Below are 14124 nucleotides of genomic sequence, written 5' to 3'. Positions count from 1 at the left end.
CCTGATCTTCGGGAAACCGGCGCTCGAACGGTCCCCGCCCGCCCCCTCGGGGCGGATATCAGGGTTCGGCCAGGGTCATCCCGACTGCCGCGGCGCCGTCCCGCCCGTCACCATGGACGCATGACAGATCAGCAGCACGCGGCGGCGGAGCCGGACTCCGGCTCCGCTCCAGGTGACGAGCCGCGCGCTCACGGGGAGGCGGGCGCCGCCTCCGAGGTGCCGCGCAGGTTCCGGCGCGACCGTCGGCAGAAGATGCTGGGCGGGGTGTGCGCCGGGCTCGGCCGGCAGTGCGACATGGACCCGGTGATCTTCCGGATCGTGCTCGCGGTGCTCGCCGCAACCGGCGGCACCGGCCTCATCTTCTACGGGTTCGCCTGGCTCTTCGTCCCGTACGACGAGGACGAGGAGAACGAGGTCCGCAAGCTGCTCACCGGCCGCGTCGACGGCCAGGCCCTGGCCGCCGTGCTCTTCGCGCTGGTCGGCTGCGGAGTGTTCCTGTCCATGCTCAACAACGGCGGCGTGCTGACGTTCGCCGTCGTCCTGTCCCTGCTGCTGGCCGGCGCGGGGTACTGGTCGCAGCACCGCAGTGCCACCGACCCGGACCCGCTCTCCGCCCAGGCCGTCGCCGACGCCCCGCCGGAGGCGCAGGCCCCGCCCGTCCCCGCCTCCTACCCGTCCTGGTGGCGCGACCCGATAGTGAAGGACGGTTCGCACGTCGGCGGCACCGGCTATCTGTGGGGCCCCCAGGAGGCCCAGGACCGGGATGTCGCTGCCGCGCTCAACATCGCGCGCGGCACCTCCCGCCCCGGCGTGCGCGCTGAGCGGGAGCCCAAGCAGCGCGGCCCCCGTCGCATCGGCGGCCGGGTCTTCCTGCTCGCCCTCCTCGCGGGTGGCCTCGGCACCGGCCTGACCTGGAACGACCCGAAGCTCGGCACCAGCCTTCAGGCCGGACTGGCCGCCGCTCTCATCGTGTTCGGCCTGGGCATCGCCCTCAGCGCCTTCCTCGGGCGCACGGGCGCGGGAACCATCTTCCTGGCCGTGATCACGGCAGGCCTCCTCGCCGCGTCCGCGGCCCTGCCGAAGGACATCAGCACCCAATGGGTGCGGAAGAACTGGACTCCGGCGACCGTGGCCGACGTAAGGCCGAGCTACGACCTGGGCACGGGCGTGGGCACCCTCGACCTCAGCCGCCTCGACCTCGCCAAGGGTCAGACGGTGACGACCGACGCCGAGGTGGGCGCGGGCCGCCTGAAGGTGATCGTCCCCAAGGACGTGACCGTGCGGCTCAGCATCGACGTGGGCGTCGGGGACATCCAGTTGCCGGGCGACAACGAGAAGGACGTGGACGTGGAACCGGGCAAGCACAAGCAGGTGACCCTGCCTCCGGCGACGGGCGGCAAGAACGGCGGCACCCTCGACCTCGATCTCCAGGTCGGCGTGGGCCAGGCGGAGGTGGCCCGTGCCACGTCATGAGTTCCAGCCCGGAAAGCTGGTGGCGGGCCTCTTCCTCACCGCCGGGGGCATCGCCTACGCCGGGGACGCGGCCGGCTGGTGGCAGACCGAGTGGTTCGCGATCATCCCCGTGGTCGTCATCGGCCTCTGCCTGGCGGGCGCCGTCGCGACCGTGACCCACGCCGTACGCAGACGCCGCGCGGACCCGGGTCCGCGCGGCGTGAGTTCCTAGGAGTGCTCTTCTAGCGGTAGGCCCCGGCGCGTTGCCTGCGCCGGGCTCGCAAGGCCGAGTCCACGGAGAAGACCGAGGCGCCCGCCAGGACGAGGGGGGTCCAGGCCATCAGATAGGCGAGGTCGTTGCCGTAGTAGTACGGGTCGGAGGCCCAGCTCACGGTCAGCCACAGACTGAGCGAGATCAGCGCGCCGCCGAGTGCGGCGAGGCGGCCCAGCAGTCCGATCAGGGTGCCGATGCCGACGGCCAGCTCGCCGAAGGCGATGGCGTAACCGAAGCCGACGGGGCTCTTCAGGGACAGGTCGACCAGGGCCGGGATCGCGGAGGAGTCACGCACCGTGCGCATCATGTCGCCGATCGAGCCGGAGCCGGAGGCCTTCATGAAGGCGCTGTCGGTGAGTTTGTCGAGGCCGGCGTAGATGAAGGTGACACCCAGGAAGACTCGCAGAGGCAACAGGGCGTAACGGGTCGCCGTCTCCCGCCAGTCCCGCCTCTCGTCGAGATACTGGGCGTGAGTATCCGTCCGCATACCGTGAGTCATCGCTCTCCGCCGCCTCTCACCCGCGTGCCGTTGACCCCACAACAGACCATACGTACGAACCCGGCCCCCCGCTCAGAGCCGGAACCTTTTTTCCTGGCCCCACCTCCCCGATCACCCCGGGACTGTCCCCCGGCACGGGGACCTGCCGCCCACCTTCTTTCGCCCCCTCCGCCCCTACCCGACCCACCCTGGGGCTCCGCCCCAGCCCCCGCTCCTCAAACGCCGGAGGGGCCGAATCATCACCACGTACGACCCGCACCCGTCCACGCACGGGAGGGGCCGTGCCGGTACATCCCTGATGTCCGTCGCTTACGCCCGGATCGAGCAGCGGCTCCGTTCAGAACTCACGTCTGATCCAACGGCGACGGACTGGGATGTACCGGCACGGCCCCGACCCACCCACCGGACCCGCACCGGAAACCACAGAGGCACCCGCACCCGGAACGCCGGCGCAAGCGCCCCGCTCAGTCGGTCACATCGATCTCGTACCGGTTCGTCTCGACCCCCGCCGCGGTGACCACCTGCACCTCCACCCGCCCGGGTTCCACATCCACCGGCACCGGCACCGTCAGCACCGCGTCCGTGGGATTGCTGAACCCCCCGGACACCGGCACCAACGGCACATGCACGTGCACGGGCCCGATCCGCACGACCATCCGCGACAACCGGTCCGCGCTCTGCGCCCCCGGCGGCACGAACCCGGCCCCCCGGATCTCGATGTCGTCCCCGGTGCGAATGGGTGCGTCCAGATCGCCCGCCTCACGGGCACGGACCACGGACAGGACCACCGGCCGCCCGCCCTCGGAGTACTTCCCCGCGAGGTAGGTCGCGGCCGACACCAGCACCAGCAGCGCCAGCCCCCACGGAAGGTCCGGCAGCTGCGACGGCCGCCGGGCCAGCCGCACCACCGCGAAGACCAGAGCGACCCCGCTGATCACCACGTACTGGATGTCGGCGAAGCTCCCCCGCCCGGCGTCATCGGTCAGCAGGTCGGCCGCGCGCGGCCGGCCCGCGCGCACCTTCTGCAGCCGCTGCCCGAGCACCCGCAGCCCGACCACCCTCCGCACCAGCACCGCGACCCCGCACACCACGGCGACGACGGTCACGACACCGGCGCCCCGGGCGAGTTCGAGCCCGGCGATGAGTTCGTCCCGGCGTCCGTGCGCGGAGGCCGCCGCCAGTTGCCCCACCAGCACGAGCAGCGCGTACACGACGGCCAGCACCCAACCGGCGGCGACCGCACGGGAGGTGGAGAGCCGGTTGTCCTCGCCGATGACCGGCGCGAGGGCCCCGCCGCGCGCCCGGTGCAGCCACGCCGCTCCCGTCAGGAGTCCGGCCAGGACGACCGCGGCGACCAGCCCGGCCGTCCGCGCCGCGGTCCAGCCGGCCCCGATCGCGGTGAGCGCCTGCACGAGGAGCAGGACGACGACGGCACCCCAGACGGTGAACGCCGTGTACCGCCACAGCCGCCCCAGCCACGCCTCGCCCTCGATACGGCCGCGTTCGGCGACGAGGTCCGCGGACTGGGTGAGTTCGTCGGAGACCCACTGCCGGGACGCGGAGGCGGAGTGCGCGACGGCGGCGGGCAGTCCCTGCCCCGATGCCAACGCGTCACGTTTGGCGAGGAACGCGGCGACAGCCCGCCGGTGCCCCGTACGCGCCCCGTGCGGGCAGTCTCCGCACGTGCAGCCACCCTCGTGCGCACCCGACCCGCAACCCGACCTGCCACCTGACCCGCCACCCAGGCCTCCGCCGGGCCCGCCACCCGGACCACCGCTCCGCCCGCCGCCCGGTCCGCCGCCCGGTCCGGTGCCCGACCCGGCACCCGACCCGGCACCGTGCCCCGCACCGTGTCTCGCCTCCTGCACCGCCACGCCAACTGCCGCCTTCCCGCCCCAGAAAACTCCGTACGGCCGAACCGTCCGTACGCCCGACCGTCACACCGGCCGAAGCACCCGCCCGCCCCACCCCCCGAGGGTGCGAAGCACGTACACCCGCCTGACAACTGCCCCGTGATGACAGCGAATTGTGCCGTACGAAGCATGGTGCGCACGCGTCAGGTCGGGTCAGCTCGGGTGAAACGCGGTCACCCCGTGTTGACCCGGCTGCGAGAATTTCTCCATGGCCGAGATCATCCAGCGCGACGGGACCTGGGCCTTCGACGGCAGCACGGTCAGGATCACGCCGGGACTGCATCGCAGCGTGCCGCTGCTCCGGCAGACGTACGGCGAGATCTCCGTTCCCCTGGAGGCGGTGTCGGGCGTCGTCTACGCACCCGAACGCAAGCGCGGCCGCCTGCGCCTACGGCTGCGCGAGGGCGCCGACCCGCTGCTTCAGGCGACCGGGGGCCGGCTGCCCGACACGGCGGACCCCTACAGCCTGACGGTCGACATCGACCGCTCCGGGGTGGCCGAGTACGTCGCCGAGGAGATCCGCCGCGCGCTGCTCCTGGACCAGATCCCCAAGGAACCGGCGAAGACGTATCTGCTCGCGGGACCGCCCGTCCCGGTGTCCGTCCGTTCCAGCGACGGCACGGTCTCCTTCGACGGGACGCAGGTGCGCATCGACTGGGCGGACACCTCGGACCGGGTCAAGCGGGCGACGGGCCCGCGGATCATCGCCCTCGGCGATCTCCTTCAGGTCGAATGGCTGCCCAACTCCGGTCACCAGGACGGCTTCCTGCGTTTCGTGACGCACGAGGCGGTCTTCTCCAAACTGCCGCCCGAGAAGGACCCGTACGCCCTCGACCTGTGGGGCAGCACCCGCCGCGACCTGCTCACGGCGCTGGTCGCCACCGCGGTCACGGCACGGCTGCCGCATCCCTCCACGCGCACCGGTGAGTACGCGGACGGTCCCCGGCCGGCCCCGGTGGTGCCGCGGCAGTCCGACCATCACGACGTACTGCTGCGCCGCCTGCGGGAGTTGGGACAGCTGCACCGTGACGGCGTCCTGACGGACGAGGAGTTCACCAGGACGAAGGCGGCCGTCCTGCGGGGCTTCTAGCGCCGCACCGGGCACCGTGCACCCACTCCGGCAGCACCGTCCGCACCCCCGCTGTCCCGCGCCCTGATCCGTGATCCCGAATCCGTGATCCGTGATCCGTGATCCGTGATCCGTGATCCGTGATCCGTGATCCGTGATCCGTGATCCGTGATCCGTGATCCGAACGGCAGCCCCTAGCTGAGCAGATCGGGTTCGCTGCGGCTGATGTCCTGCCACAGCGGCTGGTAGTTGATCCACGCCACCAGGTCACCCCCGAGCTGTTCCCGGGTGGCGACCGCCTGCTTGTGGTCGATGAGGAGGGGCCGGCCCGCGGCCTTCGCGGTGAGCTGGACCTGGCTCGACCGTTCCATGGACAGGAACCACCAGGCCGCCGCGTCCACCGAGTCCCCGACGGTCAGCAGCCCGTGGTTGCGCAGCACCAGCGCCTTGCGGCTGCCCAGCGCGGACGCGATCCTGCGGCCCTCCTCCGCGTCGACGGCGACCCCGGTATAGGTGTCGTACAGAGCGTGATCCTCGTAGAACGCGCAGCTCTCCTGGGTGATCGGGTCGAGCAGATCACCGAGGGCGGCGAGGGCGCGGCCGTGCACGGAGTGGCAGTGGGCGACGGCGACGACGTCGGGGCGGGCGGCGTGGACCTGGGAGTGCACGGTGAACGCCGCCTGGTTCACGTGGTAGCGGCCCTGGATCACCTGCCCGTCCTGGTTGGCCATGACCAGGTCGCTCACGGTGACGTGCTTGAACGGCATGCCGAACGGATTGACCCAGAAGCAGTCGCTGTACTCCGGGTCGCGCGCCGTGATGTGTCCGGAGACACCGTCCTCGAAGCCGAGCCGTCCGAACAGCCGGAGGGCGCCGGCCAGCCGCTCCTTGCGGTGCTGCCGCTCGTCGTCCATCGATTCGTGCATCGGCGGCATGGCGAACCGCAGCTGGTCGGTGGGGCGGGGCAGGGGCGGATTGGGCCCGTGCATATGTCCTCCAGCACTGGCGTGTTCGGTACGGAGCGGAAGTTACCCGGGGTCAGCGCAGGAGAACAGGGGTGTTCCGTGAGAGAAAAAAGAGGAACAAAGAGGGACACCGATAAAACCCGACAGGAGATGTCGGGTATACGCGTCAGACTCGGGGCCATGAACTGGGAAGCTCTCTCCACGGCCGAACCGGACCTCGCCGAGACCGTCGAACAGCGCTTCGGCGTCTTCACCCATCACGTCCTCGCGACCCTCCGCAAGGACGGCTCGCCCCGCACCTCCGGCATCGAGGCGCGCTTCCTGAACGGCGAGCTGTGGCTCGGCATGATGCCGGACTCCCTCAAGGTGCTCGACCTGCGCCGCGACCCGCGCTTCGCGCTCCAGGCGAACCCGGGGGCCGGCACGGACATGGGCGGTGGCGACGTACGGATCAGCGGGCGGGCGGTGGAGGTCGGCGACGACGTCCCGGCGAAGGCCGCGTACGTGAAAGAGGTGGAACCGCCGGAGCCGTTCCACCTCTTCCGCACCGAGCTGACGGAGGTCACGCGGACCTATGTCGAGGACGACACGTATCTGGTCGTCCAGGTCTGGAAGCCCGGCGCGCCGGTGCGCACGCTCAAGCGGACCTGAGGGGAAGGGTCACTCCCCCCGGGGGACTCCCCCGGGAAGGGATTACTCCCACTCGATGGTGCCCGGGGGCTTGCTCGTGACGTCGAGCACGACGCGGTTGACGTCCGCGACCTCGTTCGTGATGCGCGTCGAGATCTTCGCCAGGACGTCGTACGGCAGCCGCGACCAGTCGGCCGTCATGGCGTCCTCGCTGGACACCGGACGGAGCACGATCGGGTGGCCGTACGTCCGGCCGTCGCCCTGCACGCCCACGCTGCGGACGTCCGCGAGCAGGACCACCGGGCACTGCCAGATGTCCCGGTCGAGACCGGCTGCGGTGAGCTCCTCGCGGGCGATGGCGTCGGCCTCGCGCAGAAGGTCCAGACGCTCCTTGGTGACCTCGCCGACGATCCGGATGCCGAGCCCGGGGCCGGGGAACGGCTGGCGCTGGACGATCTCGTCCGGCAGGCCGAGCTCCTGGCCGACCATCCGGACCTCGTCCTTGAACAGCTTGCGAAGCGGCTCGACGAGCTGGAACTCCAGGTCCTCGGGGAGGCCGCCCACATTGTGGTGGGACTTGATGTTGGCGGTGCCGGTGCCGCCACCGGACTCGACCACGTCCGGGTAGAGCGTGCCCTGGACCAGGAACGCGACGTCCTCGCCCTCGGCGGCCTCGGCGATGATGTCCGCCTGGGCCTGCTCGAAGACGCGGATGAACTCGCGCCCGATGATCTTCCGCTTCTCCTCGGGGTCCGAGACACCCTTGAGCGCGGTGAGGAAGCGCTCCTCGGCGTCCACGACCTTGAGCTGCACGCCGGTCGCGGCGACGAAGTCCTTCTCGACCTGCTCGGTCTCGCCCTGGCGCATCAGACCGTGGTCGACGTACACACAGGTGAGCTGGGCTCCGATGGCCTTCTGCACGAGGGCCGCGGCGACCGCCGAGTCCACTCCGCCGGACAGACCGCAGATCGCGCGCTTGGTGCCGACCTGCTCGCGGATGAGGGCGACCTGCTCGTCGATGACGTTGCCGGTCGTCCAGGACGGGGTGAGACCCGCGCCGCGGTACAGGAAGTGTTCCAGGACCTGCTGGCCGTGCGTGGAGTGCATGACCTCGGGGTGGTACTGGACGCCGTAGAGCTTCTTCTCGTCGTTCTCGAAGGCGGCGACCGGGACGACGTCCGTGGAGGCCGTGACCGTGAAGCCCTCGGGGGCGGCGGAGCAGGCGTCGCCGTGCGACATCCACACCGGCTGCTCGTCGGGGGTGCCCTCGAAGAGGGTGGAGCCGGACTTCGAGACGTGCAGCGGTGTACGGCCGTACTCGCGGGCACCGGTGTTGTCGACCGTGCCGCCGAGGGTGGTCGCCATCAGCTGGAAGCCGTAGCACATGCCGAAGACGGGGACGCCCGCCTCGAAGAGCTCGCGGTCCAGGCGCGGGGCGCCTTCCGCGTACACCGACGAGGGCCCGCCGGAGAGGATGATCGCGGCCGGGTTCTTGGCGAGCATCTCCTGGACCGGCATGGTGCTCGGCACGATCTCGCTGTAGACCCGGGCCTCACGGACACGACGGGCGATGAGCTGGGCGTACTGCGCACCGAAGTCGACGACCAGGACGGTGTCGGGGGCGGCGGGGGACGCTTCTGGCACGGTCTGCCTTCCGGCGGTGAGCAAAAGGGTGTGTACGGCCGATTCTACCGGGGGCCGCGGGGGGCCCGGCGCCCACGGGGTTGCGGACGCCGGGTCTCACCATCCGAACCGTCTTGGCCGGCGCCGCCGCGGGCGTGCATACTGCCGTCATGCTCACGCACACGACCTTCCTGTTTACCTATGGCAACCGGCCCACCGGCTGCCATGGTCGTGCTGCTTGAGCAACTGACAAGCGACTTCCCAGGCGCCCCGGGCCGACAAGGCCCGGGGCGTCTGCCGTTTCCGGGCCGAGCCGCTCCGGGGCACCCCTTCCACCGAGGAGCCCCACCATGGCCGACGTACTCGACAAGACCGGCGCCCGCACCGACGAGGCCGCCGATGTGATCACCGGTGCCCGCGAGCGCATCGACGCCCTGGACGACCGGATCATCGGTCTCGTGCAGGAACGGATGGCCGTCTCGGCCGTGATCCAGGAGGCCCGGATCACCTCCGGCGGCCGACGGGTCAACCTGTCCCGCGAGATGGAGATCCTCGGCCACTACCGGGACGCGCTCGGCAAGCCGGGCACCTCGCTGGCCATGACCCTCCTCGAACTGTGCCGCGGCCGCGTCTGAGACCCGTGATCCGGGTAGGCCGAGAGACCACGGCCTCCGGGACGCGCGGCCCGGTACCCGGCGTACGCACGTACGCATTCCCTCTCACCCGTACGGCGCGTGACCGGGGTGCCGCGGACTTCGTTTCTCCTGATGTCCGTGTCAGCCAGGGGCGGGCCCGAAAGAACCACGCGTGGCTCCGCTGGAGCGATGAGACGTACGGATCGTGCCGTGCGTCGTGGGACCTCGCTCCAGGTGCTGTGACCGGACGGCAGGGGACAGCAGCTCGGTCACTCAAGAGAACGGTCGGCTCCGGGGACGCCCGGGGCCGTCCGGCGGAAACTGTTCAGCGGTGTCGCGACGGTTGCGGAGGCCGTCGCCCATTCAGCACGATGCGAGAACAGCGCACACCGCAGGTCCACCCTGTGCGGTCCAGCCCTCGGGACAGTCCCAAGTCCCGTGCTGGACAGCCTCGTCGACAAGCATCGGACAACTCCATCCGTGTCGCGGAGCCACACCCCCGCGACACGGCCCGCCAAAGGTCGGCACCACGCGCGCGCCCCTCGTGCGCCGCGGCGCACGACCGGCGGCCACCCTCTTGGCCAACGGCGCACCCCCCGGCGCCGCCTCCAGGCATCGGCGCCGCCCTGACGTCGGTGCTGACGAGCGAAGGGCCCCGCGGACATCCGTCCCGTGGGGCCCTTCGCCGTGCCGGGGCGCGGACGCCGGGGTCCCTGGACGCCGCGGCGCGGACGCGGTCAGGTGCGGGACACCGTGCCGCAGTCGGACGTATCGGAGTGCTGGATGTCACGGCTGCGGTCGTACGGGTCGACGGTCGGGCCCGTCGGCGGCGCGCTGCCGGCGGTGGCCGACCCGAACTGCGGGTGCAGGAAGCCGTCGTAGACGTCGCAGGCGGAGTTGCCGATGTCCTCGGCGAAATGGGCGATGGTCACTCTGCCCGGCGTGACATGGAACTTCCTCGGATCCAGGAGCGTGATCTCGAGGACGCGGCGCACGATGGTGCGGGTCACCACGGTCGACTTCCCGCCGGCCGGGGACACCGGGTAGACGAAGGTGTAGTCGGCGTGGATGGCGACCGACGCGTCCTTGCCCTCCTTGAAGGTCATCCGGCCGCGGGTCTTGACCACGTCCCCGACCAGGCTTGCCCCGTCGGGGTCGAACCGGCTGAAGAGCGCCAGGGGGTTGTGTTCCCTGTCCGGCGCGCGCAGCCGGCGGTTCACGTCGTGGATCATCCCGGGCTGTCTGGGGTCGAGGACGGCGATCGCCGTCCCGGGACGCGCGCCGCGCAGGGTCGCCCGGTCGAGGTTCGCCCCCACGAGCAGGTTCTTCGTCTGCCGCAGGCCGGTGGCCACCTGGTCCTTGGTCAGGGCCCCCACCGCAGTGGCCTTCGGGACGACGATGCCGGCCGCGCCGTCGGCCCAGCGCTCGGCGGGCGACCCGGCGAACGGCCTTTCCCGGGTGGGCGATCCGCTGTTCGTGCCGGAGGGCGGCGCGGTCGGGGCCGCGGTCTCGGCGGGCAGCGGGGTGCGGTCGGCGGACGCGTCGGCGGAGGTGCCGAAGGGATCGCCGGGCAGCAGGGAGGGCTTCATCGCCACGACCACCACGGCGAGGGCGAGCGGTACCCCGATGATCGCCCACAGCCGGCGGCGGCGGGCCGCGCGCCCGTCCGTCTCGCGCCACGTGGGGCCCGTCCGCCAGCCCTCGGGCCGGGCGGTCCGCTGTGTGTTCTTCCGGGCGTTCCGGCGGGAGGAGCGCTCGGTCTCCCGCGCGTCCTGCTGACGCAGCCGTTCCGTCACCATGCGCGCCCGTGCGGACGGCTCCTTGGGGGCCGAGTCGCGGATGTCGCGTTCGCTGTCGCGTGCGAAGCGTTCCCACACGTCGTCAGGGACCGTCGGCTCCCCGGTTCCCTCGGGCTGCTTGTCAGACACGAAGGACATTTCTAAGCGGTTCGAACGGACGTACACAAGACGGATCCGGGTGTGACTCAGCCCACATAAGAATTACGTGAGTTGAAGGACAACCTTTCTCAGCTTTCGCCGGTCACACCTGCAGAACCAACGGCCACACCCGCGCCCCACACGCGGAGGCCTCACCCATAAAAGCCATATGCGCGCCGCGAGTTCACGGCGCTCCGGACTTCCGAGGTCTTCATGAAGCTTCGCCGTGCCATGGCCACTGCGGCTGCGACGGCTGTCATAGCCCCGCTCGCGTTGCTGTCGGTCGCGCCGGCCGCGTTCGCGGAGGAGAACCCCACCCCGAGCGCGAGCGTGTCCGAGTCTTCCTCCTCCGAGTCGGCTTCGCCGAGCTCGTCCGAGGCCGCTCCCGAGCCGTCCGACTCCGCGTCGGCCAGCTCCTCCGCATCGTCGTCCACCAGCGCGTCCGCCCCGGCCCCGAGCGACTCCGCGTCGGCGTCGGCCCCGGCGCCGAGCTCCTCCGAGCCGGAGGAGTCGGAGTCCCCGGACCCCGAGCCCTCCGAGTGCGAGGACTCCAAGGTCCAGGTCTCCATCAACGGCCTGCCCGGCAAGATCGCGGCGGGCAGTGGCTGGCACAAGTTCTCCCTGGACGTGCTGAACAACTCCGACTCCACCCTGACGGACCTCGGCTTCTTCGCCGGCGCGTCCTCCGACAAGGCGGGCGAGGACCTCTTCCGGAGCAAGAAGGTCCAGCTCCAGGCGTACAACCCGGCCGACAAGACCTGGGAGAACGTCGACGAGGAGGGTTACGCGGTCGGCTTCGTCGGCTACACCGACGAGCTCAAGCCCGACTACGAGGTCGACGTCCCGCTGCGCATCAACGTGAAGTCCAGCGCCCCGGTCGGCTCCGGCTTCTCGCTGGGCGCCAGCATCTACGGCGACGCCGACGCGGAGTGCACCGGCTTCGGCGAGGTCGCGTACAAGTTCCAGATCGTCGCGGCCGGCACGGACACCGACGGCACCAAGCCGCAGGAAGGCGGCAAGGTCCCGGTCTCGGACAAGCCCGCCGACAAGAGCAACACGCCGGAGGTCGACGGCAGCCTCGCCGAGACGGGCTCCAGCTCCGCTCTGCCGATGATCGGCCTCGCCGGCGGTATCGCCGTGGTCGCCGGTGCCGGCGCGCTGGTCGTCGTCCGTCGCCGCAAGTCCGGTGCCACCGCGTAACACGGCCGCACACGACTGACGCGGGCATCAGCCCCGTACGAAGAGAAGGACCTGCGCTCGGAGGGGGGTGCAGGTCCTTCTTCGCGTCCGGGGCCGGAACTCGTGCGGGGCTACGACTTCGGCGGCACCGTCGGCATGCCCAGGAACGGCAGCCTCAGCGCGCCGAAGGCGTCCGCGGGGACGGCGGGCCGGCTCGGCTCCACCGCCTTGAGGCGCTCGTACGCGGCTCCCTGCGCCGGACGCGGATCGGCCTCGCCCTTGTTGGGCCAGAACGACATGGCACGCTCGGCCTGCGCGGTGATGGTGAGCGACGGGTTGACGCCCAGGTTCGCGGAGACGGCGGCGCCGTCGACGACGGAGATACCCGGGTGGCCGTAGAGGCGGTGGTAGGGGTCGATGACGCCCTCGTCCGCCCCGGCACCGATCGGGCAGCCGCCGAGGAAGTGCGCGGTGAGCGGGGTGCCCATCAGCTCGCCGACATTGCTGCCCGCGAAGCCGTTGATCTCCTCGGCGAGGACGGAGGCGGCCTGCGAAGCGGCCTTGATCTGCTTGGGGTTGGGCGCCCCGTGCCCCTGGCGCGCCGTCAACAGTCCCTTGCCGGCACCCTTCGGCTTCAGATACGTCGTCAGGGAGTTGTCGAGCGACTGCATGACCAGCCCGATGATGGTGCGTTCGGACCAGCGGCGGTTGGAGAGCGAACGGAGCACCAGCACCGGATGCCTTGCCGCGTTGACGAGCCACCCGGCGACCCTCGACGAGCCTTCCGCATAGGGGACTTGGAGGATGGACATGCCGCCCATCGCGTTGGAGCCCTTGCCGTAGCGGACGGGTTCGATGTGGGTGTTCTCGTCCGGGTGGATCGAGGAGGTGATCGCGACGCCCTGGGTGAAGTCGGCCTTGGGTGTCCCGTGCGCCTTCCGGTAGCGCCGGTTGTCGGTCTGCGCGCCCACCAGGGCCTCGGAGTTGGTCCGGGTCAGCTCGCCCAGCTTCTTCGACAGGTACGGCAGGTGGCCGCCCGCCTTCATGCGGTGCAGCAGCGTCTGGGTGCCGTAGGTGCCGGCCGCGAGGACGACCCGGTGCGCCGTGAAGGTCCGGCCCTTGCCCTTGCGCCGCTCGTCCGTCGGGAGGGTCTGCACGGCGTAGCCGCCCCGCGAGTCGTCCGTGACGGACACGACGGTCGTCATGGGATGGACGACGGCGCCCGCCTTCTCGGCGAGGTAGAGGTAGTTCTCGTTGAGGGTGTTCTTGGCGCCGTGGCGGCAGCCGGTCATGCACTCGCCGCACTCGGTGCAGGCCTTGCGCGCGGGGCCGACCCCGCCGAAGTACGGGTCGGCGGTCTCCGCGCCGGGCTCGGCCCGGGCCCGGCCGTCCGCGTCCTGGCCGTCACCGAAGAAGACACCCACGGGCGCCATGTGGAAGGTGTCACCGACCCCCATCCTCTCCGCGGCGGCCTTGAGGTGCACGTCCGACGGGGTCATGGTCGGGTTGAGCCGCACGCCCAGCATGCGCCGGGCCTGGTCGTAGTACGGCTTCAACTCCCCTTCCCAGTCGGTGATGTCCTTCCACTGCGGGTCCTCGAAGAACGGCTTCGGCGGCACGTAGAGGGTGTTGGCGTAGTTCAGGGAACCACCGCCGACGCCCGCTCCCGCGAGCACCATCACATTGCCCAGCAGATGGATGCGCTGGATGCCGTACATCCCGAGCCTCGGGGCCCAGAGGTAGTTCTTGATGTCCCAGGAGTTCTTGGGGAGCGCGTCGCGGGTGAAGCGCCGGCCCGCTTCGAGGACACCTACGCGGTATCCCTTCTCCGTCAGCCGCAGCGCGGTGACGGAGCCGCCGAAACCGGAGCCGACGACGATGACGTCGTAGTCGTACGTTTCCTCGTCCGGCTGTTCCTGGACAGAGCTCTCCTGTGACACGTGCCGCT

The 14124-nt window shown here is 70.9% G+C and carries 12 protein-coding genes; 6 read left to right on the top strand and 6 right to left on the bottom strand.

The window, feature by feature from the left end:
• Window positions 1-120: 120 nt before the first annotated feature.
• Together OG788_RS27500 and OG788_RS27495 are read left to right on the top strand one after the other, a co-directional pair.
• Window positions 121-1473, top strand: coding sequence for a PspC domain-containing protein (locus OG788_RS27500; RefSeq protein WP_406374097.1), 1353 nt, complete (start codon window positions 121-123; stop codon window positions 1471-1473).
• The gene (locus OG788_RS27495) at window positions 1460-1684 is read left to right on the top strand and encodes a hypothetical protein (protein ID WP_351552614.1); all 225 of its coding nucleotides are present in this window, start codon (window positions 1460-1462) and stop codon (window positions 1682-1684) included. The genes OG788_RS27500 and OG788_RS27495 overlap by 14 nt, the downstream gene beginning before the upstream one ends.
• Before the next feature lie 10 nt (window positions 1685-1694).
• On the opposite strand, the gene OG788_RS27490 is transcribed toward OG788_RS27495, so the two are convergent.
• Both OG788_RS27490 and OG788_RS27485 read right to left on the bottom strand, forming a co-directional pair.
• Complete coding sequence (locus tag OG788_RS27490) at window positions 1695-2225, bottom strand: DoxX family protein (protein WP_351552611.1); 531 nt, start codon at window positions 2223-2225, stop codon at window positions 1695-1697.
• Window positions 2226-2689: 464 nt separating this feature from the next.
• A complete protein-coding gene (locus OG788_RS27485) occupies window positions 2690-3970 on the bottom strand; it encodes a hypothetical protein (protein WP_406376858.1) in 1281 nt (426 codons plus the stop codon).
• 376 nt (window positions 3971-4346) lie between these two features.
• Between OG788_RS27485 and OG788_RS27480 the strand changes: the two genes are divergently transcribed.
• Window positions 4347-5228, top strand: coding sequence for a DUF4429 domain-containing protein (locus OG788_RS27480; protein WP_406374095.1), 882 nt, complete (start codon window positions 4347-4349; stop codon window positions 5226-5228).
• Window positions 5229-5401: 173 nt separating this feature from the next.
• Here the strand turns inward: OG788_RS27480 and OG788_RS27475 are convergent, their stop codons facing one another.
• Window positions 5402-6196, bottom strand: a complete 795-nt coding sequence (locus OG788_RS27475; protein ID WP_356755780.1) for a class II aldolase/adducin family protein — start codon at window positions 6194-6196, stop codon at window positions 5402-5404.
• A 156-nt stretch (window positions 6197-6352) separates the two neighbouring features.
• On the opposite strand from OG788_RS27475, the gene OG788_RS27470 reads away from it, so the two are divergent.
• Window positions 6353-6823 carry a pyridoxamine 5'-phosphate oxidase family protein gene (locus OG788_RS27470; RefSeq protein ID WP_356755778.1) on the top strand — a complete coding sequence of 157 codons (471 nt, stop codon included), beginning with the start codon at window positions 6353-6355 and terminating at the stop codon, window positions 6821-6823.
• Between the two features lie 42 nt (window positions 6824-6865).
• On the opposite strand, the gene guaA is transcribed toward OG788_RS27470, so the two are convergent.
• Complete coding sequence (guaA, locus tag OG788_RS27465; RefSeq protein ID WP_351537734.1) at window positions 6866-8446, bottom strand: glutamine-hydrolyzing GMP synthase; 1581 nt, start codon at window positions 8444-8446, stop codon at window positions 6866-6868.
• Between the two features lie 329 nt (window positions 8447-8775).
• On the opposite strand from guaA, the gene OG788_RS27460 reads away from it, so the two are divergent.
• Window positions 8776-9060, top strand: a complete 285-nt coding sequence (locus tag OG788_RS27460) for a chorismate mutase (RefSeq protein ID WP_351537737.1) — start codon at window positions 8776-8778, stop codon at window positions 9058-9060.
• 737 nt (window positions 9061-9797) lie between these two features.
• On the opposite strand, the gene OG788_RS27455 is transcribed toward OG788_RS27460, so the two are convergent.
• Window positions 9798-10997, bottom strand: coding sequence for a hypothetical protein (locus OG788_RS27455; protein ID WP_406374092.1), 1200 nt, complete (start codon window positions 10995-10997; stop codon window positions 9798-9800).
• Between the two features lie 231 nt (window positions 10998-11228).
• On the opposite strand from OG788_RS27455, the gene OG788_RS27450 reads away from it, so the two are divergent.
• Complete coding sequence (locus tag OG788_RS27450) at window positions 11229-12197, top strand: LAETG motif-containing sortase-dependent surface protein (protein WP_406374091.1); 969 nt, start codon at window positions 11229-11231, stop codon at window positions 12195-12197.
• Between the two features lie 110 nt (window positions 12198-12307).
• Here OG788_RS27450 and OG788_RS27445 read toward each other — a convergent pair whose 3' ends face one another.
• Window positions 12308-14116 carry a GMC oxidoreductase gene (locus OG788_RS27445; RefSeq protein WP_406374089.1) on the bottom strand — a complete coding sequence of 603 codons (1809 nt, stop codon included), beginning with the start codon at window positions 14114-14116 and terminating at the stop codon, window positions 12308-12310.
• Window positions 14117-14124: the final 8 nt, after the last annotated feature.

It is taken from the genome of Streptomyces sp. NBC_00647, assembly GCF_045207245.1.
GTDB lineage: Bacteria > Actinomycetota > Actinomycetes > Streptomycetales > Streptomycetaceae > Streptomyces.
Note: the sequence above shows the minus strand (reverse complement) of the source record. Positions and strands in the feature narration are given on the sequence as shown.